This window comes from Pseudomonas sp. GNP014, assembly GCF_054344005.1.
In genome coordinates this window covers 1,304,975-1,331,194 of record NZ_JBTGUS010000001.1, presented here as the reverse complement: position 1 = coordinate 1,331,194, position 26,220 = coordinate 1,304,975, and the positions used below count along the sequence as shown (strand labels likewise).

Genomic DNA, 26,220 nt, shown 5'->3' with positions numbered 1-26,220 from the left:
CGATGGAAGAGCTTATCTCCCCCGGTATCTACAACCTGATCATCTTCGTGCTGGCGATTTATGTCGGTTACCACGTGGTCTGGAACGTTACACCTGCGCTGCACACGCCATTGATGGCAGTGACCAACGCCATCTCGGCGATCGTGATCGTCGGCGCCATGCTCGCTGCTGCGCTGACCGTCACGCCACTGGGCAAAACCATGGGCACCCTCGCCGTGGCACTGGCGGCGGTCAACGTCTTCGGTGGCTTCCTGGTCACCCGCCGCATGCTTGAGATGTTCAAGAAGAAAGCCCCGAAAGTAAAAGAAGAGGCGCCGAAGTAATGAGCATGAATCTCGTCACGACGCTCTACCTGATCGCGTCGATCTGCTTTATCCAGGCCCTCAAAGGCCTGTCGCACCCGACCACCTCGCGACGCGGCAACCTGTTCGGCATGCTCGGCATGGCGTTGGCAATCCTGACCACCGTCGGCCTCATCTATAAGCTCGGGGCTGAGCTCGCCACGGCCGGTATCGGTTACGTCATCGTTGGCCTGCTGGTCGGCGGCACGGCCGGATCGATCATGGCCAAGCGCGTTGAAATGACCAAGATGCCGGAACTGGTCGCGTTCATGCACAGCATGATCGGTCTGGCAGCAGTGTTCATCGCGATTGCTGCGGTGGTCGAGCCGCAATCGCTGGGTATCGTTAAACAGCTGGGCGACTCGATTCCGGCGGGCAACCGTCTGGAGCTGTTCCTCGGCGCGGCGATCGGCGCGATCACCTTCTCCGGTTCGGTGATTGCGTTCGGCAAGCTGTCGGGCAAGTACAAGTTCCGTCTGTTCCAGGGCGCACCGGTACAGTTCGCCGGTCAGCACAAGCTGAACGCCGTACTGGGTCTGGCGACACTGGCACTCGGCCTGACTTTCATGTTCACCGGCAATCTCACCGCGTTCGCGCTGATGCTAGTTCTGGCGTTCGTGATGGGCGTGCTGATCATCATCCCGATCGGTGGTGCCGACATGCCGGTGGTGGTGTCGATGCTCAACAGCTATTCGGGCTGGGCAGCGGCAGGTATCGGCTTCTCGCTGAACAACTCGATGCTGATCATTGCCGGTTCCTTGGTGGGTTCGAGCGGTGCGATCCTCTCGTACATCATGTGCAAGGCGATGAACCGTTCCTTCTTTAATGTGCTGCTCGGCGGTTTCGGCAATACAGCCGACGCTGGCCCTGCAGGCGCCAAGGAAGCTCGCCCGGTGAAGTCCGGTTCGGCCGACGACGCGACCTTCCTGCTGACCAACGCCGACACCGTGATCATCGTCCCAGGCTATGGCTTGGCGGTGGCCCGTGCGCAGCATGCATTGAAAGAGCTGACTGAGAAGCTGACCCACCGTGGCGTGACCGTCAAATACGCGATCCACCCGGTGGCCGGTCGTATGCCGGGACACATGAACGTGTTGCTGGCCGAGGCCGAAGTGCCTTACGACCAGGTGTTCGAGATGGAAGACATCAACTCCGAGTTCGGCCAGGCCGACGTGGTGTTGGTACTCGGCGCCAACGACGTGGTCAACCCGGCCGCGAAGAACGATCCGAAATCGCCGATTGCCGGCATGCCGATTCTCGAAGCGTTCAAGGCCAAGACCATCATCGTCAACAAGCGCTCGATGGCCAGCGGCTATGCCGGTCTGGACAACGAACTGTTCTACCTGGACAAGACCATGATGGTGTTCGGCGACGCGAAAAAAGTCATCGAAGACATGGTCAAAGCGGTCGAGTAATCCATCGCTGCTGTACCGGACGCCCCGACTTGTCGGGGCGTTTTTGTTTGCGCAAAGCGTTGGACAATTTGCCGCGTTGTTGCAGATCCGGTAACGGTGTTTTACTTGAAACCCGCTAAATAGACGCCTCGTTTGCGACCTTGGTAGCGGGACAGGCGCCCGCGAAATTCACTAGACTGCGCATCCTGCTACTCGCTTCCCGAGAAAATAATCCATGTACCGTGACCGTATTCGCCTGCCTTCGTTGTTGGATAAAGTGATGAGCGCCGCCGACGCAGCCGCTCTGATTGAAGACGGCATGACCGTCGGCATGAGCGGTTTCACCCGCGCCGGCGAAGCCAAGGCCGTCCCTCACGCACTGGCCGAGCGAGCCAAGGTCACGCCGCTGAAGATCAGCCTGATGACCGGCGCCAGCCTGGGCAACGACCTCGACAAGCAACTGACCGAGGCCGGCGTTTTGTCGCGCCGCATGCCGTTCCAGGTCGACAGCACCCTGCGCAAGGCAATCAACGCCGGCGAAGTCATGTTCATCGACCAGCACTTGTCGGAAACCGTCGAACAATTGCGCAACCAGCAATTGAAGCTGCCGGACATCGCAGTGATCGAAGCCGTGGCCATCACCGAACAGGGCCACATCGTGCCGACCACCTCGGTGGGCAACTCGGCAAGCTTCGCGATCTTCGCCAAGCAGGTGATCGTCGAGATCAACCTGGCGCACAACGCCAACCTCGAAGGCCTGCATGACATCTATATCCCGACCTACCGCCCGACGCGCACACCGATCCCGCTGGTAAAAGTCGACGACCGCATCGGCAGTACCGCGATCCCGATTCCGCCGGAGAAGATTGTCGCTATCGTGATCACCCAGCAAGCGGATTCGCCGTCCACGGTATCGACCCCGGACGCCGACACCAATGCCATCGCCGAGCACCTGATCACATTCTTCAAGCAAGAAGTCGATGCCGGACGCATGACCAACAAGCTCGGTCCGTTGCAGGCCGGAATCGGCAACATTGCCAACGCGGTGATGTGCGGCCTGATCGATTCGCCGTTCGAAGACCTGACCATGTACTCCGAAGTGCTGCAGGATTCGACCTTCGACCTGATCGATGCCGGCAAGCTGAGCTTTGCTTCAGGCAGCTCGATCACCCTGTCGGAGCGGCGCAACAGCGACGTGTTCGGCAATCTGGAGAAATACAAGGACAAACTGGTCCTGCGTCCGCAGGAGATCTCCAATCATCCGGAAGTGGTGCGCCGCCTGGGCATCATCGGCATCAACACGGCGCTTGAGTTCGACATCTACGGCAACGTCAACTCCACCCATGTCTGCGGTACGCGGATGATGAACGGCATTGGTGGTTCCGGCGACTTCGCGCGCAACGCGCACCTGGCGGTGTTCGTGACCAAGTCGATCGCCAAGGGCGGCGCGATTTCCAGCGTGGTGCCGATGGTCAGCCATGTCGACCACACCGAGCATGACGTCGACATCCTCGTGACCGAAGTCGGACTGGCCGACCTGCGTGGCCTGGCGCCGCGTGAAAGGGCACGGGTGATCATCGACAACTGCGTACACCCGGATTATCGCCAGGCGCTGAATGACTACTTCACCGCCGCCTGCGCCATCGGTGGCCATACCCCGCATATCCTGCGCGAAGCGTTGAGCTGGCACATGAACCTGGAAGAAACCGGGCGCATGCTGGCGGTGTAATTCGCACAGTCAACCGCTGATGCAAACACAGTTTGCGTCAGCGGTTTTTTCTACCCGCCTCATCTGGCAAAAACTGTACTGCTGTACCGGTGTTTTCCTACAGCCTTTACCTACGCCAACCTTCGATTTGAGCAAAAATGCACTATTTAAGTGCGGACAGGTACAGTTTGCTCAATTTTGACCCGTACACCCCCTATAAACAGTTAACTGGTCACTCACAATACAGTTGAACTGTATCTAGAGAGACTTGGCAAACGAGAGGATCATGGGCACCAGTTAAACCACTACCTGATCCCGCCACAAGCGGAAGGATGTCAACCATGGAACGTACACTCAGTTCCGAACTGTTCTTCGAAGACAAAGCTGCAAAATCCCAGGCTTCCCTGCCTCTGCGCGTTATCGCCAACCTGATGTTGTGGCAGCGCCGCATCTCCAGCCGCCACCAACTGGCTCGTCTGGATTCGCGTCTGCTGGCTGACGCCGGTATCAGCGAAGCACAACGCTACGAAGAGCTGAGCAAGCCGTTCTGGCGCTAAGTAGCGTCGCTGGCTCTGGTCGCAAGACCCACCGCCAGCACCCGAATTGAACAAACAAAACCCGTTGCGGGAAACCGCAACGGGTTTTGTCGTTTCAGGGCTTGAAAAACATCCGTACAGCGGCGCAGTGGATTAACAGGTACAGTTTTCTAAAAGCCAATTCTGAACCAGTACAATTTCGCATCAGTGTATCTGCTACTCGCGCTGTATTCGACGGAGCATGTCCTTAACCCTCCCCGGCTTAAGGAATGCGCCATGAAAGACTTACAGGATGTTTCAGCAATTCCGGTCCAAGCACTTGTTCGCCCAAACCCGCTGTGGCGCCTGCTACGTGGCGTGTGGCAAGCACTGGAGCGCGCCAGGACAAGGCGTCTGCTGGCTCAGATTGAGCAACGTGATCTCGCGGACCTGGGCCTCAGTCACGCCGATCGGCTCAGCGAACTGGAGAAACCTTTCTGGCGCTAGCATTCTGCCCACTGTTTTAACCCCACGCGCAGGCCTAATATCCATGGCAGAACGTGGCGAATCTTCTGGTACCCACGTCTGACTCATCAGACACAAGCCACTTCTCAATACGGTTTACCTTCAGGAGATACACCATGTCCCGTCTTCGACTGCTCAGCGCTGCCGCCTTGCTGGCCGTGGCTGCCAACGCCAGCGCAACCAGCTTCATCGTGACCACCGACGCCGTGGTTGGCGCGCTGAAATCCTCTTCGGACGCCACCTCCGACGTCAGCTCTTCGCTGCGCGACAACAAAGTCGTGATCGCTGCCCGTGACGATGCGGCCAGCTTCGTTGCCAGCCAAGGCCAGATCCGCGGCGTGAAACTGGAAAGTGCCCTGGACCTCATCCGTCATCAGGCACCGCAACTGAACGCCACCGACGATCAACTGGCGCGAGCCATTCTGGCGATCTGATCCGCATGGCCAGCAGGGACACGCCAGCCGTGTCCCGATGTTTCGCCGCTGGCTCTGGCCCGGGCATTGCGCTAGCCTTGAGACTCGCTAACCGTTATCGAGTCCCATGCGTTTTCTGACCAACCTGCTTATACCTTCTGCCTTGATCAGCGCCTGCTGGGCGACGTCGGTCGATGCCTTCGATGTTTCCACCCAGAACACCGTAGTGACGGTATGGGCTACCGGAATGGTGTCTTCTGCGCCATTCGACCGTAAACTGTTGCTCGCCGCTCACGATGACGCGGCGGCGTTTGTTGCCAGTGACGGTGAATTGCGAGGCGCGCAGCTCGAATCCGCCCTGCATTACCTGCGCAAATCCCGACCAAAACTTCATGTCAGCGACCTTGAACTGGCACAGGCAATTCTCGTCCAATAGTTATCCCAGTCCCTAGTTATCATTACCCCTTCGGAGTCGTTCCATGCGTAGCCCGCTGATTGCTGCCGCCCTTGGCCTGTTTTTGTTGGCCGACGTGGCCCAGGCGCACACCCTGGTAGCCACCAGTAACATCATCGTTCGTGCCTCCCAGCGCACCATTGATTTCACGTCCGATACCACCACGTCGATTCGCGATTCGAAAATCATCCGCGAAGCCCACGATGACGCGGCCAGTTTCGTTGCCACCAACGGCGAGATCCGTGGCGCGCACCTCGAAGCTGCGCTCAACACTCTGCGCACTCGTGTGCCGGAAGCACGCGACGCCAGTGATCAGGTACTCGCCGAAGCCATCCTCGCACTGTGAAGTCACTCGGCGCCTGGCTACTGGCCGGGGCGATGTTGCTGCTTGGCAACAGCGCCCACGCGGGCCTGCAACTGCGGCTCAAGACCGACGGTCTGAGCCCTGCCCAGCAACAGGCCAGTCAGGCGCTGATCGATGAAGCCCTGCAGAAGCTGCCGCCCAGCTTCATCGAGCGGCTGGACCGGCGCATTGATGTCGGCTGGACCGACGACATGCCCGGCAATGCCTATGGCCAGGCCACGCTGGTGGCGGAACTCGATCTGAACCGCAAACTGCTCGCCGGTCTCACCGACGGCAGTGCGGCCAAAGAGAAAACCAATCGCCCCCACGGCACTGTGCGTCAGGAACTGCTCGCCACGGTGCTGCACGAAATCACCCACATCTATGACCGCGCCCGCCTGTGGCCCAGCGCCGAACGTACGCTGATCCAGCGCTGCACCCGGCGTTTCAACAGCGCCGGGCTGATCGGCATTCCCGATGAGTGTCGTGGCCAGAACGGCCGCCGCTTCACCCTCAGCGATGATCCGCGCCTGCTCGACCTCGCCGGATGGCAGCAGTACGTCGGTCGCCGTGGGGAACGTGAACAACACAATCGGCAGATTGCCCGCAGCCCGGACCTGTACGAGATCTCCAGCCCGAAGGAATTCGTCGCGGTCAACATGGAGTATTTCCTCCTCGACCCGAGTTACGCCTGTCGGCGTCCGGCGCTGTACCGCTATTACCAGCAACACTTCGGCTGGGCGCCGCCGACCAAGGACACCTGCAGCAAGACCTTCGCCTTCCTGAACGCCGGTAACGACTTCGCCAAGCAACCCTTGGGACAGGTCGATCCGGAGCGGGTCTACGCCGTCGACTATCTGTTGGCCGAAGCCAATCAGAACTGGGTCAGTCGCTGGGGCCACAGTATGTTGCGCCTGGTGATCTGCGCACCGGGTCGGCCGCGCGGACCGGACTGCCGACTCGATCTGGACCAGCATCTGGTGCTGTCCTATCGCGCCTTCGTCGGCGACGTGCAACTGTCGAGTTGGGACGGACTGGTCGGCAAGTATCCGTCACGCCTGTTCGTGTTGCCGCTGGCCCAGGTCATCGACGAATACACCAAGACCGAACTGCGCAGCCTTGCCTCCGTGCCGCTGAACCTGTCGCGCGCTGAAATCGAAGGGGTGGTCGAGCACGCCGCCGAGATGCACTGGAGCTACGACGGCAACTACTTCTTCCTCTCCAACAACTGCGCGGTGGAAGGCCTGAAACTGTTGCGCAGCGGCAGCGACAACGCGCAACTCGTCGGTCTGGACAGCATCATGCCCAACGGTTTGCTGGAAGTGCTCAAGGGCCGTGGCCTGGCCGATACCAGCGTGCTGGATGATCCGAAAGAGGCGCTGCGCCTGGGCTATCGCTTCGACTCGTTCCGCGACCGCTACCAGGCGATGTTCGATGTGTTGAAGAAGCAGTTGCCGATCAAACAGAACACCGTTGAAGAGTGGCTTTCGTTATCGGCCGAAGAGCGCCGGCCGTGGTTTGAGCGCGCAGACCTGCGCACCAGTGCTGCCCTGCTGCTGTTGGAGCAGGCCAGTTACCGCCGTCAGTTGTTGCTGGCGCAGGATGAGGTCAAGCAGCGCTACCTGGGTGCCCGCGAGCTGGAAAACGGCGGCATGGACAAGGCCAATGCGACCTTGCAGGAGATTCTCGCCAACAGTGGCTTCCTCAGCCGCCCGGCGGAATTGCTCGACAGCCGCGGTTACGGCTTGCCACAGCCGACCGAGTTCAGCCGCCTGGAAGCGGAAAGCAGTCAGCGGCAGAAAAAACTGCTGGCGCTGTCCGGCGATCTGGACGCGGAAGTACGCAAGTTGCTGGAACCCAAGCGCGCGGCCGAAATTGCAGCCAGTGAAACCAATGTGAAACAGATCGGTGAACATCTGCGCAAATTGCACAAGGCTTCCGGCGGACTGGAACTGCCCTGATACACGAAAAGCAACAATCCGTGTGGCGAGGGGCTTGTTCCCTCGCCACACGTGTTCTCCTTACATCAATACAAAACCCCATCCAGAATTTCGTAAATGATCCCGGTGCCCACCGCAATCAGCACGATGTCGCCCCCGGCCCGGCGCCATTCATAGCCTGGGTACACCGGCAAGCGGCTCAGCGCCCGACCGTCCAGCCGTTCGCCGTAATAGCCGCGCGGCAACGGCCGGCCGCGTTCCAGATGGATGCCCGGCGGTGGCGGTGCACCGCGCACGAAGTAGCCGTGGTTGTCGCGGATGGTCTGCCGTACCGGTCCGAAATCGCGCGGCGGGCCGCCACGGTGGTCGTTCTGCGGACCACGGTGATCGTCACCGTGGTTCTCGTAATGGCCCGGTTGCGGGCCGCCGTGGTCATGATCATCACGTGGATCGGCGCTGGCCAGCAGCGGTGTCGCGCTGATCATCAGAGCGCCCAGTCCGGCAATCAGACGTTTCGGCATTTTCATCGGGTTTTTCCTCACTGCACCAACAGCAAAAAGGGATTCAGAACGTGGTTCTGAATCCCTCGGTCTTGCTCATTTAGGCTGTGTAGCGAGGCGCTAATTCCTCTGTATCAGGAACTTTACCTTCAGCTGACGCGGGCCTTACGCACCCCTTCGGACAATGCCGAGCACAGGCTCAGCACGCCGTCGATGGCTTGATCCGGCGTGGTTGCATTGGCGATGTGGTCGATCAATGCCGAGCCCACCACCACACCATCCGCCAAGCGTGCGATGGACGCCGCTTGCTCCGGCGTGCGGATGCCGAAGCCGATGCTGATCGGCAGGTCGGTGTGCCGACGCAGACGCGTCACCGCCTCTTCGACGTGTTCCAGCGTCGCCGCACCGGCACCGGTCACCCCGGCCACCGACACGTAGTAAACGAAACCGGAACTGCCGTTGAGCACCTTCGGCAGACGCGCATCGTCAGTGGTCGGTGTAGTCAGGCGGATGAAGTCCAGACCGGCAGCCTGCGCCGGGTCGCACAGTTCGGCGTTGTGCTCTGGCGGCATGTCGACCACGATCAGACCGTCGACGCCCGCCTCTTTGGCATCCGCGATGAAGCGCTCAACACCGTACATGTGGATCGGGTTGAAGTAGCCCATCAATACCAGCGGAGTGTCACTGTTGCCTTCGCGGAACTCGCGGACCATTTGCAGGGTTTTCGCCAGATTCTGCTTGGCGCCCAGCGCACGAATGTTCGCCAGTTGAATCGCCGGGCCGTCGGCCATCGGGTCGGTGAACGGCATGCCCAGTTCGATCACGTCGGCGCCAGCGCCCGGCAGGCCTTTGAGGATCGCCAGCGACGTGGCGTAGTCCGGGTCACCGGCGGTGACGAAGGTCACCAGCGCAGCGCGATTCTGTTCTTTGAGGTCGGCAAAGCGGGTTTGCAGGCGGCTCATCAGTGTTTCTCCTGCTTCGACTGTTCCATATGGTGCATGACGGTCTGCATGTCTTTGTCGCCACGGCCGGACAGGTTGACCACCATCAGGTGATCCTTCGGAAGTTTCGGTGCGCGTTTGAACACTTCAGCCAACGCATGAGCGCTTTCCAGCGCAGGAATGATCCCTTCCAGACGGCAACATTTGTGAAACGCTTCAAGGGCTTCGTCGTCGGTCACCGAGGTGTACTGGACGCGGCCGATGTCATGCAACCAAGCGTGCTCAGGGCCGATGCCCGGATAGTCCAGACCGGCGGAAATCGAGTGGGCGTCGATGATCTGGCCATCGTCGTCCTGCAGCAGGAAGGTGCGGTTGCCGTGCAACACACCCGGCACGCCGCCGTTGAGGCTGGCCGCGTGCTTGCCGGTTTCGATGCCGTAACCGGCCGCTTCAACGCCGATGATCTCGACGCTCTTGTCATCGAGGAACGGGTGGAACAGGCCCATGGCGTTGGAGCCACCGCCGATGCACGCCACCAGGCTGTCCGGCAGGCGACCTTCCTGAGCTTGCAACTGGTCGCGGGTTTCCTTGCCGATCACGGCCTGGAAGTCGCGCACCATCGCCGGGTACGGGTGTGGGCCGGCCACGGTGCCGATCAGGTAGAAAGTGCTGTCGACGTTGGTCACCCAGTCACGCAGCGCTTCGTTCATCGCGTCTTTCAGGGTGCCGGTGCCGGCTACTACCGGGATCACTTCGGCGCCCAGCAGCTTCATGCGGAACACGTTGGCCTGCTGACGTTCGATGTCAGTGGTGCCCATGTAGATCACGCAGTCCAGACCGAAGCGCGCAGCCACGGTGGCCGTCGCCACGCCGTGCATGCCGGCGCCGGTTTCGGCGATGATGCGTTTCTTGCCCATGCGCCGCGCCAGCAGGATCTGGCCGATGCAGTTGTTGATCTTGTGCGCGCCGGTGTGGTTCAGCTCTTCGCGCTTGAGGTAGATCTTGGCGCCGCCGCAGAATTCGGTCAGGCGCTCGGCGAAGTACAGCGGGCTCGGACGCCCGACGTAGTCACGCTGGAAGTAGGCCAATTCTTCTTTGAACGCCGGATCTTCCTTGGCCGTTTCGTATTCGCGGGCCAGATCGAGGATCAACGGCATCAGGGTTTCGGCCACGTAGCGGCCACCGAACGCACCGAACAGGCCGTTATCGTCGGGGCCGCTGCGCAGATTGGAAGTGTTCGAAGTCTGGGTCATGAGTTGCTCCAGGTGAATTCGGGTCAGAAGACAATGACGACCACTCTACCCCTGACCTTACAGCCTGAAAACCGATAAGATTGCCGCAACCTGTCAGGAAATCTCACAGATATCATGAGCCACGACCTCCCCCCGCTGAACGCCTTGCGTGCCTTTGAAGCCACCGCCCGGCTCAACAGCGTCAGTCAAGCAGCCGAACAGCTGCACGTCACTCACGGCGCGGTCAGCCGCCAGCTCAAAGTGCTCGAAGAGCATCTTGGCGTGAGCCTGTTCGTCAAGGATGGTCGCGGCCTGAAACTCACAGATGCCGGGGTTCGGCTACGGGATGCCAGCGGCGAAGCATTTGATAGGTTACGCAGTGTGTGTGCCGAGCTGACGCAAAGCACCGCTGACGCGCCGTTCGTGCTCGGCTGCTCGGGCAGCCTGTTGGCGCGCTGGTTCATCCCACGTCTGGGCCGGCTGAATACCGACCTGCCGGACTTGCGTCTGCACCTGTCGGCCGGCGAAGGCGATCTTGATCCACGGCGTCCCGGACTCGACGCCTTGCTGCTGTTCGCCGAACCACCCTGGCCGGCAGACATGCAGGTGTATGAACTGGCGGCAGAACGCATCGGGCCGGTGATGAGCCCATTGTTCAGCGGTTATCAGCGCCTGCAGACCGCGCCGGCATCAGCCTTGCTCGGCGAACCATTGCTGCACACCACCTCTCGCCCACAAGCCTGGCCGAGCTGGGCACAGCAAAACCACCTCGACGCCAAGGCGTTGAAGCTCGGGCAAGGTTTTGAACATTTGTATTATTTGCTGGAGGCCGCGGTGGCCGGACTCGGCGTGGCGATCGCGCCAGAGCCATTGGTAGCGGAAGATTTGAAAGCCGGTCGCCTGGTTGCGCCGTGGGGCTTCTGTGAAACCCCGGCGCAACTGGCGTTGTGGCTACCCAAGCGCGCCGCAGACGGGCGCGCCCGGCAACTGGCGCAATGGCTCAAGAACGAGCTGCGCCAGACGGATCACTCGCCGCGCTTGAACAACAAGTAAGCGGCCAGCAGACCGATTGCACCGACCGCCACACCAGCGGTGGTCCAAGGGTGTTCCTGAGCGTAATCGCGAGTGGCAATCCCGGTCTCACGGGTTTTCACTTTGACTTCTTCGTAGGCATCGCTGAGCAGGTGGCGCGAATGTTTCAGCGCACTTTCAGCGTTGCTTTTGAGCGCCTTGAGGGTCTTGCGCGACTCGTCCGAAGCGTCGTCCTTCAGGCTTTCCAACGATTTGAGCAGACTCTCGATCTCGGCTTCCATGCTTTGCAACGAGGCTTTACGTAAAGAGGTGTTGGCCATGGTGGCTCTCCTGCATTGGTGATGAGTGGCGTGTGTTGATTGGGACTTCAGCGGTTTGAGAAAGTGCAGAAAATCTGAACTTCGCTTGCACCGTGGCACCGAAATCAACAGTGCAAATCACTGCTAGTCTCAATTTCACACGCCAAGGAGATCGCCATGAGTGACCATCACACGTACAAGAAAGTCGAGCTGGTCGGCTCGTCCACCAGCAGCATCGAAGACGCCATCAACAACGCGCTGGCGGAAGCGAACAAGAGCATCAAGCACCTGGAATGGTTTGAAGTGGTCGAGACCCGTGGCCACATCAAGGACGGCAAGGCTGCGCATTTCCAGGTAACGCTGAAAGTCGGCTTCCGCATTGCCAGCAGCTGAGTTTGGGCTACGCTTCTGAACTTGCGCGCTGGCCGAGTGCCATAGGAATGGCAAAGCGCTACAAGGTGAGCGCATCGGGTGAATGTCCGATGCCCGCCTCTTTTAATCCGACCAGGGAGTGCGACCGATGAAGAAGTTCATATTGGCAGTAGGTTTGTTGAGCCTTGCGGGTGGTGCGTTTGCTGCCGGCAAGCCTTGTGAAGAGCTGAAAAGCGAGATTGCGGCGAAGCTGGATGCCAAGGGCGTTTCCGGGTATTCGCTGGAGATTGTCGACAAAGGCGCCAATGCCGAAAAAGTTGTTGGCACCTGCGAAGGTGGCAACAAGCAAATCGTCTATAAAAAGTAGGCTGATACCGCCTGAAATACAAAAGCCGACGCGAATGCGTCGGCTTTTTTGTGTCCGGGATTTGGGGTTTTTGGTGGATTTGAAATCCAACCCGCTCACCCCAGCCCGCTCCCCCAAGGGGTAGAGGGGAAAGGGAGCAGATCGGGGGCCGTTCAGAACCTGAGTACGACTGGATATTTCAGGTAGGCGTACCTCGAACAGTCAACCCGGTCAGTCCCCTCTCCCTCCGGGAGAGGGCTAGGGAGAGGGTGAGGGGCTTTTCAGCCCTTCATGACTTTTGCGAGCAGTTCGTAGGAATGCAGGCGATCGGCGTGTTCATACAGATCACAGGTGAAGATCAGTTCATCCGCCTGTGTCTGCTCGACCAACACCTCCAGCTTGGCACGGATCTTCTGCGGACTGCCGACCATCGCCAGACCGAGGAAATCCCCCACTGCTTCACGCTCATGCGGCAGCCACAAGCCATCCATGGTTTTCACCGGCGGACGCTGTACCAGGCTTTGCCCACGCATCAGCGCGAGAATGCGCTGGTACACCGAAGTCGCCAGGTAATCGGCCTGCTCGTCGGTATCCGCCGCCACCAGCGGCACACCGAGCATCACGTAAGGCTTGTCGAGCACGGCGGATGGCTTGAAGTGGTTGCGGTAGACCCGAATTGCCTCGTGCATGAAACGCGGGGCGAAATGCGAGGCAAAGGCGTAGGGCAAACCGCGCTCACCAGCCAGTTGCGCACTGAACAGGCTGGAACCGAGCAGCCAGATCGGCACATTGGTACCCGTGCCCGGCATGGCGATCACCCGTTGATCCGGGGTGCGCGGGCCGAGGAAACGCGCCAGCTCGGCGACATCTTCCGGGAAATCGTCGGCGCTGCCGGAGCGTTCACGGCGCAACGCGCGGGCGGTCATCTGATCGGACCCCGGAGCGCGGCCCAACCCCAGGTCGATGCGTCCCGGATACAGACTTTCGAGGGTGCCGAACTGCTCGGCGATCACCAGTGGCGCATGGTTGGGCAGCATCACGCCGCCGGAGCCGACGCGAATGGTCGACGTCCCGCCCGCCAGATACCCCAGCAACACCGAGGTCGCCGAACTGGCAATGCCGTCCATGTTGTGGTGTTCAGCCACCCAGAACCGCGTGTAGCCGAGCTTTTCGACATGCTGCGCCAGATCCAGCGAGTTGCGCAGCGATTGCGCCGGGCTGCCGTTTTCGCGCACGGGCACCAGATCGAGGGTGGAAAATTTTACGTCGGACAGTTGCTTCATAAACCTGCGTCTCCGAATGAGGAGGCAGGTTTTTCCAGCGAACGAAAACCTGCCGAATCCATAAGCGTGTTCTGTGCAATGAGGGCATATACCCGAGTTTCAATAGCGGCGGCGAAATTTCCTACTAAAAAAGTCAACGATTCACCCGGGCTGAACTTTGCTGCGGCGTCTATCCTCAGAAGCCTTGCAAGCAAAAACCACGACGGCGCGGCGATTCCGCGCCAGATCTTGAGGAGGCAGACATGGCTATCGTGAAGAAAGCATCCGCACACTGGGCAGGCGACCTGAAAACCGGCATCGGTTCGATTTCCACCGAAACCGGCGTCCTCAGAGAAGCACCCTACGGTTTCAAGGCCCGCTTCGAAGGCGGCAAGGGCACCAACCCGGAAGAACTGATCGGGGCAGCGCACGCCGGCTGCTTTTCCATGGCGTTTTCGATGATTCTCGGCGATGCCGGCCTCAAAGCAGAGAGCATTGATACCAACGCTGAAGTCACCCTCGATCAAGTGGATGGTGGCTTTGCCATCACGGCGGTGAAGCTGATTCTCAAGGCGAAGATTCCGGGAGCGACCCAGGCGCAGTTTGAAGAATTGAGCAACAAGGCCAAGGAAGGGTGCCCGGTGTCGAAAGTACTGAACGCGAAAATTACCCTCGAGGCATCGCTGGTCAGCTGATCTGCGCTGGTTTCGATCCAGGCATAAACAGCTCTGACGCCTTCGCGGCAAGCCCGCCCTCCACAGGGATTTGTATCAAACACAGAACCTGTGGGGGCGGGCCTGCCCGCGAAAGCGATCTATAACTCGGCGCAGTGCCCGAGATGTGCGCGAAGTCAGAACTCGCTTCGTCAAAGTGTGGTCGAATAAGTGACAGCAGGTTCAGCGCACGCCCGTGCGCGCTGCTCCAGGGAGCTTCATTGATGAAACGTATCGGCTTGGCGATTTTCTGCAGTGCACTGGCCACAACCGCTCTTGCCGCACCGAAAGACTGTGAAGAATTGAAGAAAGAGATCGAGGTCAAGATCCAGGCGAAAGCTGTGCCCTCTTATACGCTGGAAATCGTCAGCAAAGAGGAGGCAAAAGAACACGACATTGCCATGATTGTCGGTCGATGCGACTACGGTAGAAAAGCGATCATCTATCAGAAGAACGACCGCTGAGTCGCCTCAATTAATGCAGTTGTAATCGTGGTCTTCGGCGACAATCTCGCGCCTGGCGTTATATAGCCTCGCACTCGGGGTGAATGCCAGCGAACGGCCCTCCAGCGTATAACGCTGCCCGGCTTCGAAATGATCGTAGCGGATATACAGGTAACACAAGCGCTCCACCGGGCCAGTCATCAAGGCACCGCCGCCGCCGAAGACTTCGAAATCAAAGCGCACGCGTAGCTCATGACTGCCGGGAGTGACCTGGAAAAAGCGCCCGTCATTCAGGCGCTGGTTATCCAGACGCTCGGCCATCAGCAGTTTGCCGCCGGGGGTTGGCGTCGAGAAGTCGATCCAGGCCATTTGCGGGTCGACCGGGGGCAACGGTGTCTGACAACCAGCCGCGAAACCGACAACGAGCAACAGCAACAACTTGCGCATGATGAATATCCACCGTTCTGAATACTCAGCATAGCGTCGATCATGTGCGCTGGCAGCCTGCCGGTGTTCCCTGCCCTACGACTTTTCGCTGCTCGTCATAGAGCCTGGCCCAAGGCCTGAAGCCGATACTGCCGGCCTGCAGCTGGTAACGCTGGCCAGCGTTGAAGTCCTTGAATTTCACGTTCAACTGGCAATCACGCCACAACGGTTCGGCATCGGGGCCGATATTGGTCGCCTCCACCGGAAACTGATAACGCACCTTCAGCTCATGGCTGCCGGGCTGGACTTCGAAATAACGCTTGTCGACCGTGGCCCGGCTATCGACCTGCAGCGCTTGCAGCGCCGTGTCTTGTTGCCGGGCATCGAGATCGATCCAGGCTTGTGAGGGGTCAGGGTCAGGCATTCCGAATCCGGCACAACCGGCCAATGTCAGCAGGCCTCCTGTCAGCAACAACATGCGCATAGCGAAGCTCCAAATGGCGGGATAGTCTTGCGGGCAGACTTTCCAAAGGATTTTTATTTTGAGCAGGCCGCTTCCAAGCCATGGGTTACTTGATCGCGTTTTTCGGATTTTGTTTCCGGGGGTGATGTTTTTGTTGCTCAACGGTTGCGCCAGCGTCAGCTATTACAGTCAGCTGGCCAGCGGTCAGTTGCAGCTGCTGCGGGCACGCGAGCCCGTGGCCAGGGTGATTGCCGACCCAAGCCGTGACGAGAAATTGCGCGCGCACCTGGCTCAGTCACAAAAGGCCCGAACCTTCGCCAGCGAGCAGCTGCACCTGCCCGACAATCAGAGCTATCGTCTGTACGCCGACATCGGCCGGCCATTTGTGGTGTGGAACGTGTTCGTCACCCCGGAGTTTTCTCTGACCCCGCAGAATCATTGCTTCCCGATCGCCGGTTGCGTGGCCTATCGCGGCTACTACAGCCAGAGCGCGGCACGGGGCGAAGCGGCGATCCAGCGTCTGCAAGGCATGGACGTGGCGATTGGCGGCGTCGAAGCCTATTCGACACTCGGCTGGTTCAATGACCCGATTCTCAATTCGATGATGGGCTGGGGCGATGAGCGTCTGGCCACCCTGATCTTCCATGAGCTGGCCCATCAGCGCTTCTATGTGAAGGATGACACCGAGTTCAACGAGTCCTTCGCCACGTTCGTCGAGCAGGAAGGGACCCGCCAGTGGCGCGCGTTTCGCGGGTTACCGGCGCAGAACGACTCGCAGCTCAAGCAGCGTGACCAGTTCATCGAGCGGGTGCTGGAAACGCGCTCCCGGCTGGAAAAACTCTATGCCCAACCGCTGCCGGCCGAGCAGATGCGCGAACGTAAGGCCGCAGCGTTCGAGCAGTTCCGTCGCGAATATCGAATGATGCGTGACAGCCTGTGGGCCGGGGACAAGCGTTATGACGCGTGGGTGAATTTGCCGCTGAACAATGCGCGGCTGTTGCCGTTCGGGCTGTATGACCAGTGGGTGCCGGCGTTTTCGGCGTTGTTCAGGCAGGTTGGGGGGGATTGGCCGAGGTTTTATGCTGAAGTGGAGAAGTTGGGGGCGCTGCCGGTGGCTAAGCGCAAAGCGGCGCTGAAAGCATTGGCAGACGCTCAGACCTTCCGTGGCTGAATTGGCCTCATCGTTGGCAAGCCAGCCCCCACAGGGACAGTGGTGAACCTGAGCACATCGCTCACCTGTGGGAGCTGGCGTGCCAGCGATGACGTATTAATCAACGCCGCAGGAATGCCCGATGCAACTCGTCCAGCGTTTCAAAATGATAAGCCGGCGCCTCCGCACTCAACTCTTCGAAACTGCCAAACCCGTAACCGACTGCCGCCGCATCCAGCCCATTGCTGCGCGCCCCGATCAGATCGTGCTTACGATCGCCGATCATCAACGTATTGGCCGGGTCCAGCCCTTCTTCCTTGATCAGATGCGCAATCAGCTCGACCTTATTGGTTCGCGTGCCGTCCAGCTCACTGCCGTAGATCACCTTGAAGTGCCGGGCGAAATCAAAATGCCGGGCAATCTCGCGGGCAAATTCCCACGGTTTCGACGTGGCGATATACAGCTGCCGTCCCTGCCCGCTCAGGGTTTCCAATAAAGGCGTGACACCATCAAACACGCGGTTTTCATACAGGCCGGTGACCTTGAAGCGTTCGCGATAGAAATTCACCGCTTGCCACGCCTTGGCCTCATCGAAACCATAGAACTGCATGAACGCCTGCAACAGTGGCGGGCCGATGAAGTGTTCAAGTCTGGTCAGGTCCGGCTCGTCGATGCCGAGCTTGCCGAGGGCGAACTGGATGGAACGGGTGATGCCCTCACGCGGGTCGGTCAGGGTGCCATCGAGGTCGAACAGTACGGTCTGGTAGTGCATGAGAAATCCTGTACGGGTGTCAGTCGTTTCAGAGCTGGTCGTAGCCTTCGGCCAGGTGCAGGTCCTTGAGCTTCACGTAGTTCGCCGCGCTGTAGGTGAAGAAGGCGCGCTCCTTGTCAGTCAGTGCACGCACCTGTTTCACCGGACTGCCAACATACAGAAAGCCGCTTTCCAGGCGCTTGCCCGGCGGCACCAGGCTGCCGGCGCCGATGATCACGTCGTCCTCGACCACCGCGCCATCCATGACGATGCTACCCATGCCGATCAACACGCGACTGCCGACGCTGCAGCCATGCAGCATGACCTTGTGGGCGATGGTCACGTCGTTGCCGATCAGCAGCGGGAAGCCGTCCGGGTTGAACGGACCGGCGTGGGTGATGTGCAGCACGCAGCCGTCCTGCACGCTGGTGCGCGCGCCGATGCGGATGCGGTGCATGTCGCCACGGATCACGGTCAGCGGCCACACGGAGCTGTCTTCGCCGATTTCAACGTCGCCGATCACCACCGCCGAGGCGTCGACAAACGCGCCTTCGCGAAGCTGCGGGGTGTGATTCTGGTACTTGCGAACGGACACGATAAGTTCTCTCTCTGTCGCCGATAGCTGCGGTGAATGCCGATTGTAATTAAGATGGGCGCATGTTTCTTCCAGCCAAGGTGCCAACCGTGAGCGTGAACAACCCTCTGCTGCAGTCCTACGACCTGCCACCGTTCTCCACGATCCGTGCCGAACACGTCCTGCCGGCCATCGAAACCATTCTGGCCGACAACCGCGCCGCCATTGCCGAAATCCTCAAGACCCAAGGCCAGAACCCGACCTGGGCCGGTCTGGTGCTGGCAATGGACGAACTCAATGATCGCCTCGGCGCCGCCTGGAGCCCGGTCAGCCACCTCAACGCCGTGTGCAACAGCGCCGAACTGCGCGAAGCCTACGAGTCGTGCCTGCCGGCCCTGAGCGCCTACTCCACCGAAATGGGCCAGAACCGCGAACTGTTCCAGGCCTATGAGGCGCTGGCTAACAGCCAGGAAGCCGCCGGTTTCGACGTGGCACAAAAAACCATTCTGGAACATGCCCTGCGCGATTTCCGCCTGTCGGGTATCGACCTGCCGGAAGCTGAACAGAAGCGTTACGCCGAAGTGCAGAGCAAACTGTCCGAGCTGGGCAGCCGCTTCTCCAACCAGTTGCTCGATGCCACACAAGCCTGGACCAAGCACATCACCGACGAAGCCGCCCTCGCTGGCCTGACCGATTCGGCCAAGGCGCAGATGGCGGCCGCCGCCCAGGCTAAAGGTCTCGATGGCTGGCTGATCACCCTGGAATTCCCGAGCTACTACGCGGTAATGACCTACGCCCAGGACCGCGCGCTGCGTGAAGAAGTCTACGCCGCCTATTGCACCCGTGCGTCGGATCAAGGCCCGAATGCCGGGCAGAACGACAACGGTCCGGTCATGGAAGAGATCCTCGACCTGCGTCAGGAACTGGCCAGGCTGCTGGGTTTTGCCAGCTTCTCCGAGCTGAGCCTGGCGACCAAAATGGCCGAGTCCAGCGATCAGGTGCTGAGCTTCCTGCGCGACCTGGCCAAGCGCAGCAAGCCGTTTGCCGCGCAGGACCTGCAACAGCTGCGCGCCTACGCCGCCGAACAGGGCTGCGCCGATCTGCAAAGCTGGGACAGCGGTTTCTACGGGGAAAAACTCCGCGAGCAACGCTACAGCGTCGCTCAGGAAACCCTGCGCGCCTACTTCCCGATCGACAAAGTCCTCGGCGGGCTGTTCGCGATCGTCCAGCGTCTGTACGGCATTGAAATCGCCGAACTGAAAGGCTTCGACACCTGGCACCCGGACGTGCGTCTGTTCGAGATCAAGGAAAACGGCCAGCATGTCGGCCGCTTCTTCTTTGACCTCTACGCCCGCGCCAACAAGCGAGGCGGCGCGTGGATGGACGGCGCTCGCGACCGCCGCCGCACTGTCGACGGCGTGCTGCAAAGCCCGGTCGCCAACCTGGTGTGCAACTTCACCCCGGCCGACAGCGGCAAGCCTGCGTTGCTGACCCACGATGAAGTGACCACCCTGTTCCACGAATTCGGCCATGGCCTGCATCACCTGCTGACCCGCGTGGATCACGCTGGTGTCTCCGGGATCAACGGCGTGGCGTGGGATGCGGTCGAGCTGCCGAGCCAGTTCATGGAAAACTGGTGCTGGGAGCCGGAAGGTCTGGCACTGATCTCCGGTCACTATGAAACCGGCGAGCCACTGCCACAGGACCTGCTGGAAAAAATGCTCGCGGCGAAAAACTTCCAGTCCGGGCTGATGATGGTGCGTCAGCTGGAGTTCTCGCTGTTCGACTTCGAACTGCACGCCACCCACGGTGACGGTCGCAGCGTGCTGCAAGTGCTCGAAGGCGTTCGCGATGAAGTTTCAGTGATGCGTCCACCGGCCTACAACCGCTTCCCCAACAGCTTCGCGCACATCTTCGCCGGCGGTTACGCCGCGGGTTACTACAGCTACAAGTGGGCGGAAGTGCTGTCGGCGGATGCCTTCTCGAAATTCGAAGAAGACGGCGTGCTCAACGCTGAAACCGGTCGCGCTTTCCGCGAAGCGATCCTGGCACGTGGCGGTTCGCAGGCCCCGATGGTGCTGTTCGTCGACTTCCGTGGCCGTGCGCCTTCGATTGACGCACTCTTGCGCCATAGCGGCCTGAGTGAGGACGCAGCAGCATGAGCGAGGCACCTGTGATTACCAAGAAACGCTTTATCGCCGGGGCGGTCTGCCCGGCGTGCAGCGAGCCGGACAAGCTGATGATGTGGAACGAGGACAGCGTGCCGCACCGCGAATGCGTGGCCTGTGGTTACTCGGATACGTTGAACGAGCAGGGGCTTTCTGTACCGAAAGAGCTGGGCACGCGGGTCAACACCAGCGCGCTCAAGCCGACAGCGGACAAAAATGTCCAGGCCGTGCATTTCTTCCCCAATCCGAAGCTTGCGAAAAAACCTGACGCACAACATTGAGTCGCTGCCACCTTCCACCGATCAGCGGTGGAAGGTGGTAACTATGTACCGCCCGTCCCCTGCGCTTCCTGCCTAAGCTGGCCCTTTTCAGCCACGCCTCAAGGAAGAAGCCATGCCTGACACCAATCCGCTGTTACAACCCTGGACTTTGCCACCGTGGTCGGCGATACGCGCCGAGCATCTGGTTCCGGCGATCAACGCGATCATCAGCGCAAACCACCAGGTCATTACGCAAGTGATCGCCAGCCAGACCGAACATCCGGGTTGGGACGATCTGGTAGTGGCCGTCGATGAGGCCGAAGCGCGCCTGGATGAAACCATGGCCATTATCGAAACCCTCTCGAGCGTCAAACCCGACGACACCGACTGGCTCAGGGAAAGCGCCTTGTGCAGCCTCGCAGCGGACCAATACCGCGCCGACAAGGCCGCCAATCTGGCGCTGTACCGTACCTATCAACGGCTGGCGAACAGCTCGATTGCCGCCAGTTTCGATGATCAGCGCAAAGCCTCGCTGGCGAAGATTCTGCGCAAATTTCGCCTGTCCGGGATCGAACTGCAGCGTGCTCAACAGCAAACGCTTGCGCGCCTGAATCACGACATCCGGCAGCTGGAGCAACTGTTCCTGAGCAACCTGGAACTGGCCGACGCCGCGTGGAGCAAACGCATTGCCGACGTCACGCAGCTTGAAGGCCTGTCTGCTGCGGTGCAGGCGCGTCTGGCCCGCAATGCAAAACAGGCAGGATTCGACGGCTGGCTGCTGACGCTGGATCGAAACACCTACCAGCACGTCATGACTCACTCGCAAAACAGGGCACTGCGCGAAGAATATTACTTGGCGTGGTTCAGCCGCGCCTCCGACCAGGGCCCCCAAGCGAACAAAACCGACAACCATCCGGTCCTGACGGTGCTGGTCGGCCTGCGACACGAAAAAGCCCGGTTACTCGGATTCGAAAACTTCGTCCAGTTTCGCCTCGAAAACCGCATGGCCGCCTCACCCGAACAAGTCGACGCCTTTGTCCGCCAGCAAGTGGCATCAAATACGCCGGCCTTGCAGCGCGATGCCCAGGCCCTGAAGGCGTTCGCGCTCACCCAGGGGATTGCACCAATACAGCCATGGGATGAAGACTTCCTCGCCGAGCAGTTACGCCTGCGGCAATTGAATGGCGCACTCAAAAGCTTGCGTGAGTACTTCCCGCTCGATGGCACGCTACGTCGGCTCTGTCTATTCAGCGAGCACATGTTCGGCGTCAAGATCGTCGAACAGACAGCGGTCAGCCACGGGCATGAAAGCGTGCGGTTACTGGAGGTACGCGAGTACGAGCAAGTGATTGGGTATATCTACATTGACCCCTATCACCACGAAGAATCGACCGACTATGCCTTCACCTCGGCCTTGCGCGTTCGCCGCATCAATGCCGAAGGGCGCCCATCGCTGCCGATTGCCAGCCTTCACAGTAACTTCCCGCCTGCCACCAAGGACCATCCGTGCCTGCTGTCCCACGAAAACCTGCGGGTGCTGTTCCACGAGTTCGGGCATTGCCTGCAACATGTTTTCACGCGATCCCCGCATCGCAACCTTTCGGGGATTTCGCAAATGGCCCGCGATACTGCCGAGTTCGCCGGGCAGTTGTTCGAACACTGGTGCCTGTCATCGGAGTTTCTGGTGTGGCTAGGCGCCCATTACCAGAGCGGCGAGCGACTGACGAAGGCACGGGCCGAGACTGCGCTGGCCGCCATCAGCGCCCACACCAGCCGGACCACCGCCATGTTGCTGATGACGGCGTTATTTGATTTGGAGCTGCATCGAAGTCATGGCGATGGCCGCAGCATCCAGCAGGTTTTCGAAGATGTGCAACGTGACATCCCCCACCTGCAACTGTCGGGTTATCACCGCCTCGCCTATAGCTTTGATTACCTGGTGACCGGCTACGCGGCATCGGTCTACGCCTACAAATGGTCGGGCGTGCTGGCGAGCGAGGTGTTCAAACGGTTTCAGCGCGACGGTGTGTTCGCCCCGCAGACAGGGCGGGATTTTCGCGAGGCGTTCTTTGCGCCCGGCGACTCCCGCTCATTGCTCAAGGCAGCGCATGGGTTTCTTGGCGAGCCTGTTACCGCACAGCTCTTTGCCGCCGATACGCCCGCGGTTACTTCAGGTTGACCGACTGGAACCAGCTCTTCATCGAGCAGGTGGCAAAGGCACTGGTGCTGCAATCGCCATTGGCCAGAGCGGTACGCAGTTTGTCGACATCAGCCTGCATCACATAGCGCACGCCATCCTTGAAATGGCCGCTTTCACCAAAACCGCCCTGAGTCATCTCGTTCAGCGCGTCTTCCTTGCTCCAGCCCTGCACCACGATCCGGTACATCGCCGCCATCAGGCCGGTGCGGTCGGAACCGTGCTTGCAATGCATCAACACCGGACCATTGGCTTCGGCAGCCTGAATCGCGCGCAGGGTCTTGAGCACATCGGCGTCATCGACATGGTTGGTGCGATAAGGCAGCTGCACCTGATTGATGCCTGGCTCGGACAACCAGCGGCTGTCGGCTTCCGGCAGGAAGTTGATCACCGTCGCCACTTTGAGGTTCTTCAACAACGGCACCGCACCGCCGTCCGGCAAGGCGCTGCGGTAAAGGGTTGGCGACATCTGGAACAGGTTGTACTGCACTTCAACCGGTTGTGCCCATTCAGGGGGACGCGATGTTGCAGCGGCGTCAGCCTGGGCCGGCATCAAGTGCAGCAGGGCAACAAGCGACAAACACAAAGCAGGGAAAAGGCGCACTCGGGACATGCTGGGCTGACCGTATCGGGATTCATCAATGAAAGGCCTTACAGCTTCTACGTACGACGGTCAAAGCCCTGTGAGGCACTTGTCAAAGAATCGTGAATCCGTGCGATTTCATTGAGCGTCGCGGAAAAAACCGCGGTTTTTTCCGCTGAATCGGTTAATCCCGATGATTAGCCTGCTACCATTTGTCACACGATGTTGCAGGCGTCGCCCTTTTCCCGGTCACACGGGCTTCACGCCGCGACGAAAAATGCTCAAGCCGTTCGCAGAAACGGACAACCATCAATGCCTGATGAGGTGCACCCCCATGTCTGATGCAAATCGAGACAACCCGCGGCGTGAGTTCTTGCGCAAATCCCTGACCCTGATTCCCGTGGTCACCCTCGCCGGTAGCGGCCTGGGCAGCAGCGTCTTGCAAGCGGCGCCTGAAGTCACCCCGGCGGCGCCCGCGGCAGCTCCGGCGAAGGCCGAGTCCGGCGCTTACCAGCCAAGCTATTTCACCGCCGAGGAATGGGCGTTCATCAACGCCGCCGTGGCGCAATTGATCCCCAACGACGATCAAGGCCCGGGCGCCCTCGAAGCCGGCGTGCCGGAATACATCGACCGCCAGATGAACACCCCGTACGCCGCCGGTGCCCTGTGGTACATGCAGGGTCCGTTCAACGCCGACGCCGCGCCGGAGATGGGCTGGCAGAGCAAACTGGTGCCCAAAGACATCTATCGCCTCGGCATCGCCGCCACGGATCAGTGGGCAAAATCCCTCAACGGTAAAACATTTGCCGAGCAAGACAGCGCTACCCGAGACGACTTGCTCAAGCAACTCGAAGCCGGCAAGCCGCAGTTCGATGCGGTTCCGGCGAAGATTTTCTTCAGTCTGCTGCTGCAAAACACCAAGGAAGGGTTCTTCTGCGACCCGATCCACGGCGGCAATAAAGGCATGGTCGGCTGGACCATGATCGGCTTCCCCGGCGCCCGCGCCGATTTCATGGATTGGGTGGAACGCAACGAGCAATACCCCTTCCCGGCAGTTTCGATTCGCGGCGAGAGGGCCTAAGCATGGCAACGGTAATGAAGAAGGTCGACGCAGTGATCGTCGGTTTTGGCTGGACCGGCGCGATCATGGCCAAGGAGCTGACCGAAGCGGGGCTCAATGTGCTGGCGCTGGAGCGCGGGCCGATGCAGGACACCTACCCCGACGGCAACTATCCGCAGGTGATCGACGAACTCACCTACAGCGTGCGCAAAAAACTCTTTCAGGACATCTCCAAAGAGACGGTCACCATCCGCCACAGCGTCAACGACATCGCCCTGCCCAACCGCCAGCTCGGCGCGTTCCTGCCGGGTAATGGCGTCGGGGGCGCCGGTCTGCACTGGTCGGGCGTGCATTTTCGCGTCGATCCGATCGAGCTGCGCATGCGCAGCCACTACGAAGAGCGCTACGGCAAAAACTTTATCCCCAAGGACATGACCATCCAGGACTTCGGCGTCAGCTACGAAGAGCTGGAGCCTTTCTTCGATTTCGCCGAAAAAGTCTTCGGCACCTCCGGCCAGGCCTGGACCGTGAAGGGCCAACTGGTCGGTCAGGGCAAGGGCGGCAACCCTTATGCGCCGGATCGCTCCAATCCGTTCCCGCTGCAAGCGCAGAAAAACACGGTGTCCGCACAGCTGTTCGGCAAAGCGGCGACAGAGGTCGGTTACAAACCCTACAACCTGCCGTCGGCGAATACTTCAGGGCCGTACACCAATCCCTACGGCGCACAGATGGGGCCGTGCAACTTCTGCGGTTTCTGCAGCGGTTATGTTTGCTACATGTATTCCAAGGCCTCGCCGAACGTGAACATTCTGCCGGCGCTAAAGCCGTTGCCGAATTTCGAACTGCGGCCTAATTCACATGTGCTGCGGGTCAACCTCGACAGCACCAAGTCCAAGGCCACCGGCGTGACTTACATCGACGGCCAGGGCCGCGAGATCGAGCAACCGGCGGATCTGGTGATCCTCGGCGCCTTCCAGCTGCACAACGTGCGCCTGATGCTGCTGTCGGGCATCGGCAAGCCTTACGACCCGATCAGCGGCGAAGGCGTGGTCGGGCGCAACTTCGCCTACCAGAACATGGCGACCATCAAGGCGTTCTTCGACAAGGACACCCACACCAACAACTTCATCGGTGCCGGCGGCAACGGCGTGGCGCTGGATGACTTCAACGCCGACAACTTCGACCACGGGCCGCACGGCTTCGTCGGCGGCTCGCCGATGTGGGTCAACCAGGCCGGCAGCCGGCCGATTGCCGGTACTTCGAACCCGCCGGGCACACCGGCCTGGGGCAGCGCGTGGAAACGTGCGACCGCCGATTACTACACCCACCAGGTGTCGATGGACGCCCACGGCGCGCATCAGTCCTACCGCGGCAACTACCTCGATCTGGATCCGGTGTACCGCGATGCCTACGGCTTGCCGCTGCTGCGGATGACCTTCGACTGGCAGGAAAACGACATCAAGATGAACCGCTTCATGGTCGAGAAAATGGGCAAGGTCGCCCAAGCCATGGGCCCGAAAGCGATTGCGGTGATCGGCAAGCAGGTCGGTGAGCACTTCAATACGGCGGCCTACCAGACCACTCACCTCAACGGCGGCGCAATCATGGGCACCGATCCGAAGAAGAGCGCCCTGAACCGCTACTTGCAGAGCTGGGATGTGCACAACGTATTTGTGCCGGGCGCCTCGGCATTCCCGCAGGGGCTGGGCTACAACCCGACCGGACTGGTGGCGGCGTTGACCTACTGGTCGGCGAAGGCGATCCGCGAGCAGTACCTGAAAAACCCCGGCCCGCTGGTTCAGGCATAAGGAGCGA

General features: G+C 60.2%; 30 protein-coding genes. 20 read left to right on the top strand and 10 right to left on the bottom strand.

The features are described from left to right. Positions 1-2: 2 nt before the first annotated feature. The 9 genes from ACXX9E_RS06215 (at position 3) to ACXX9E_RS06175 (ending at position 7,654) form a co-directional block, all read left to right on the top strand. Complete coding sequence (locus tag ACXX9E_RS06215; protein ID WP_003187417.1) at positions 3-323, top strand: NAD(P) transhydrogenase subunit alpha part 2; 321 nt, start codon at positions 3-5, stop codon at positions 321-323. Beyond that, entirely contained in the window at positions 323-1,756 is a 1,434-nt protein-coding gene (locus ACXX9E_RS06210; RefSeq protein ID WP_123470289.1) for an NAD(P)(+) transhydrogenase (Re/Si-specific) subunit beta, read from the top strand. Before ACXX9E_RS06215 ends, ACXX9E_RS06210 begins: the two co-directional genes overlap by 1 nt. 214 nt (positions 1,757-1,970) lie before the next feature. After that, entirely contained in the window at positions 1,971-3,464 is a 1,494-nt protein-coding gene (gene scpC, locus ACXX9E_RS06205) for a succinyl-CoA:acetate CoA-transferase ScpC (RefSeq protein ID WP_123470288.1), read from the top strand. Between the two features lie 320 nt (positions 3,465-3,784). Then, the gene (locus ACXX9E_RS06200; RefSeq protein WP_041074721.1) at positions 3,785-4,000 is read left to right on the top strand and encodes a DUF1127 domain-containing protein; all 216 of its coding nucleotides are present in this window, start codon (positions 3,785-3,787) and stop codon (positions 3,998-4,000) included. Between the two features lie 255 nt (positions 4,001-4,255). Then, complete coding sequence (locus ACXX9E_RS06195) at positions 4,256-4,465, top strand: DUF1127 domain-containing protein (protein ID WP_458555167.1); 210 nt, start codon at positions 4,256-4,258, stop codon at positions 4,463-4,465. A gap of 134 nt (positions 4,466-4,599) precedes the next feature. Continuing rightward, positions 4,600-4,917, top strand: a complete 318-nt coding sequence (locus ACXX9E_RS06190) for a DUF2388 domain-containing protein (protein ID WP_123470284.1) — start codon at positions 4,600-4,602, stop codon at positions 4,915-4,917. A 106-nt stretch (positions 4,918-5,023) separates the two neighbouring features. Then, entirely contained in the window at positions 5,024-5,332 is a 309-nt protein-coding gene (locus ACXX9E_RS06185; RefSeq protein ID WP_123470282.1) for a DUF2388 domain-containing protein, read from the top strand. Positions 5,333-5,375: 43 nt separating this feature from the next. Then, on the top strand, positions 5,376-5,696 hold the full coding sequence (locus ACXX9E_RS06180) for a DUF2388 domain-containing protein (protein WP_123470280.1): 321 nt from the start codon (positions 5,376-5,378) through the stop codon (positions 5,694-5,696). Beyond that, positions 5,693-7,654, top strand: coding sequence for a DUF7844 domain-containing protein (locus ACXX9E_RS06175; protein ID WP_128615288.1), 1,962 nt, complete (start codon positions 5,693-5,695; stop codon positions 7,652-7,654). Before ACXX9E_RS06180 ends, ACXX9E_RS06175 begins: the two co-directional genes overlap by 4 nt. A 65-nt stretch (positions 7,655-7,719) precedes the next feature. On the opposite strand, the gene ACXX9E_RS06170 is transcribed toward ACXX9E_RS06175, so the two are convergent. From ACXX9E_RS06170 to trpB, 3 genes are all read right to left on the bottom strand, one after another. Beyond that, entirely contained in the window at positions 7,720-8,160 is a 441-nt protein-coding gene (locus ACXX9E_RS06170) for an anti-virulence regulator CigR family protein (protein WP_123470276.1), read from the bottom strand. Positions 8,161-8,282: 122 nt separating this feature from the next. Then, positions 8,283-9,095: a tryptophan synthase subunit alpha gene (gene trpA / locus ACXX9E_RS06165; protein WP_123470274.1), complete on the bottom strand. Its 813-nt coding sequence runs from the start codon at positions 9,093-9,095 to the stop codon at positions 8,283-8,285. Continuing rightward, positions 9,095-10,327: a tryptophan synthase subunit beta gene (gene trpB, locus ACXX9E_RS06160; RefSeq protein WP_123470272.1), complete on the bottom strand. Its 1,233-nt coding sequence runs from the start codon at positions 10,325-10,327 to the stop codon at positions 9,095-9,097. The genes trpA and trpB overlap by 1 nt, the downstream gene beginning before the upstream one ends. 114 nt (positions 10,328-10,441) lie before the next feature. On the opposite strand from trpB, the gene ACXX9E_RS06155 reads away from it, so the two are divergent. Then, positions 10,442-11,359 (top strand): LysR family transcriptional regulator, encoded by a 918-nt coding sequence (locus ACXX9E_RS06155; RefSeq protein ID WP_123470270.1) that lies wholly within the window; start codon positions 10,442-10,444, stop codon positions 11,357-11,359. Here the strand turns inward: ACXX9E_RS06155 and ACXX9E_RS06150 are convergent. After that, positions 11,332-11,658: an ElaB/YgaM/YqjD family protein gene (locus ACXX9E_RS06150; RefSeq protein ID WP_007911686.1), complete on the bottom strand. Its 327-nt coding sequence runs from the start codon at positions 11,656-11,658 to the stop codon at positions 11,332-11,334. The two genes, ACXX9E_RS06155 and ACXX9E_RS06150, sit on opposite strands and share 28 nt — an antisense overlap. 156 nt (positions 11,659-11,814) lie before the next feature. Between ACXX9E_RS06150 and ACXX9E_RS06145 the strand changes: the two genes are divergently transcribed. Together ACXX9E_RS06145 and ACXX9E_RS06140 are read left to right on the top strand one after the other, a co-directional pair. Further along, positions 11,815-12,030 carry a dodecin gene (locus ACXX9E_RS06145; protein ID WP_027610201.1) on the top strand — a complete coding sequence of 72 codons (216 nt, stop codon included), beginning with the start codon at positions 11,815-11,817 and terminating at the stop codon, positions 12,028-12,030. A 127-nt stretch (positions 12,031-12,157) separates the two neighbouring features. Next, positions 12,158-12,376: a DUF1161 domain-containing protein gene (locus tag ACXX9E_RS06140; protein WP_458555166.1), complete on the top strand. Its 219-nt coding sequence runs from the start codon at positions 12,158-12,160 to the stop codon at positions 12,374-12,376. Positions 12,377-12,636: 260 nt separating this feature from the next. On the opposite strand, the gene ACXX9E_RS06135 is transcribed toward ACXX9E_RS06140, so the two are convergent. Then, positions 12,637-13,638 carry an LLM class flavin-dependent oxidoreductase gene (locus tag ACXX9E_RS06135; RefSeq protein ID WP_458555165.1) on the bottom strand — a complete coding sequence of 334 codons (1,002 nt, stop codon included), beginning with the start codon at positions 13,636-13,638 and terminating at the stop codon, positions 12,637-12,639. A gap of 242 nt (positions 13,639-13,880) precedes the next feature. On the opposite strand from ACXX9E_RS06135, the gene ACXX9E_RS06130 reads away from it, so the two are divergent. Next, a complete protein-coding gene (locus tag ACXX9E_RS06130; RefSeq protein WP_267795648.1) occupies positions 13,881-14,312 on the top strand; it encodes an OsmC family protein in 432 nt (143 codons plus the stop codon). A gap of 242 nt (positions 14,313-14,554) precedes the next feature. Then, positions 14,555-14,794, top strand: a complete 240-nt coding sequence (locus tag ACXX9E_RS06125) for a DUF1161 domain-containing protein (protein WP_128615226.1) — start codon at positions 14,555-14,557, stop codon at positions 14,792-14,794. 6 nt (positions 14,795-14,800) lie between these two features. Here the strand turns inward: ACXX9E_RS06125 and ACXX9E_RS06120 are convergent, their stop codons facing one another. After that, entirely contained in the window at positions 14,801-15,220 is a 420-nt protein-coding gene (locus ACXX9E_RS06120) for a PA0061/PA0062 family lipoprotein (RefSeq protein ID WP_123470264.1), read from the bottom strand. Positions 15,221-15,260: 40 nt separating this feature from the next. Beyond that, positions 15,261-15,683 (bottom strand): PA0061/PA0062 family lipoprotein, encoded by a 423-nt coding sequence (locus ACXX9E_RS06115; RefSeq protein WP_123470262.1) that lies wholly within the window; start codon positions 15,681-15,683, stop codon positions 15,261-15,263. Positions 15,684-15,741: 58 nt separating this feature from the next. Between ACXX9E_RS06115 and ACXX9E_RS06110 the strand changes: the two genes are divergently transcribed. Continuing rightward, positions 15,742-16,833 carry an aminopeptidase gene (locus tag ACXX9E_RS06110; protein WP_186747041.1) on the top strand — a complete coding sequence of 364 codons (1,092 nt, stop codon included), beginning with the start codon at positions 15,742-15,744 and terminating at the stop codon, positions 16,831-16,833. Positions 16,834-16,933: 100 nt separating this feature from the next. Here the strand turns inward: ACXX9E_RS06110 and ACXX9E_RS06105 are convergent, their stop codons facing one another. Then, positions 16,934-17,584, bottom strand: coding sequence for an HAD family hydrolase (locus ACXX9E_RS06105; protein WP_458555164.1), 651 nt, complete (start codon positions 17,582-17,584; stop codon positions 16,934-16,936). Positions 17,585-17,612: 28 nt separating this feature from the next. Beyond that, positions 17,613-18,158, bottom strand: coding sequence for a gamma carbonic anhydrase family protein (locus ACXX9E_RS06100; RefSeq protein WP_458555163.1), 546 nt, complete (start codon positions 18,156-18,158; stop codon positions 17,613-17,615). Between the two features lie 89 nt (positions 18,159-18,247). Between ACXX9E_RS06100 and prlC the strand changes: the two genes are divergently transcribed. The 3 genes from prlC to ACXX9E_RS06085 all read left to right on the top strand — a co-directional run bounded on the left by prlC (position 18,248) and on the right by ACXX9E_RS06085 (position 22,744). Beyond that, positions 18,248-20,299, top strand: a complete 2,052-nt coding sequence (prlC, locus tag ACXX9E_RS06095) for an oligopeptidase A (RefSeq protein ID WP_225931048.1) — start codon at positions 18,248-18,250, stop codon at positions 20,297-20,299. Next, on the top strand, positions 20,296-20,586 hold the full coding sequence (locus ACXX9E_RS06090) for a YheV family putative zinc ribbon protein (RefSeq protein ID WP_458555162.1): 291 nt from the start codon (positions 20,296-20,298) through the stop codon (positions 20,584-20,586). The genes prlC and ACXX9E_RS06090 overlap by 4 nt, the downstream gene beginning before the upstream one ends. A gap of 112 nt (positions 20,587-20,698) precedes the next feature. Next, positions 20,699-22,744, top strand: a complete 2,046-nt coding sequence (locus ACXX9E_RS06085; protein ID WP_458555161.1) for a M3 family metallopeptidase — start codon at positions 20,699-20,701, stop codon at positions 22,742-22,744. On the opposite strand, the gene ACXX9E_RS06080 is transcribed toward ACXX9E_RS06085, so the two are convergent. Continuing rightward, the gene (locus ACXX9E_RS06080) at positions 22,731-23,375 is read right to left on the bottom strand and encodes a dual specificity protein phosphatase family protein (RefSeq protein ID WP_128614919.1); all 645 of its coding nucleotides are present in this window, start codon (positions 23,373-23,375) and stop codon (positions 22,731-22,733) included. The two genes, ACXX9E_RS06085 and ACXX9E_RS06080, sit on opposite strands and share 14 nt — an antisense overlap. A gap of 304 nt (positions 23,376-23,679) precedes the next feature. On the opposite strand from ACXX9E_RS06080, the gene ACXX9E_RS06075 reads away from it, so the two are divergent. Beyond that, positions 23,680-24,426: a gluconate 2-dehydrogenase subunit 3 family protein gene (locus ACXX9E_RS06075; RefSeq protein ID WP_447807106.1), complete on the top strand. Its 747-nt coding sequence runs from the start codon at positions 23,680-23,682 to the stop codon at positions 24,424-24,426. A 2-nt stretch (positions 24,427-24,428) separates the two neighbouring features. After that, the gene (locus ACXX9E_RS06070) at positions 24,429-26,213 is read left to right on the top strand and encodes a GMC family oxidoreductase (RefSeq protein WP_458555160.1); all 1,785 of its coding nucleotides are present in this window, start codon (positions 24,429-24,431) and stop codon (positions 26,211-26,213) included. The last annotated feature ends 7 nt before the right edge of the window (positions 26,214-26,220 follow it).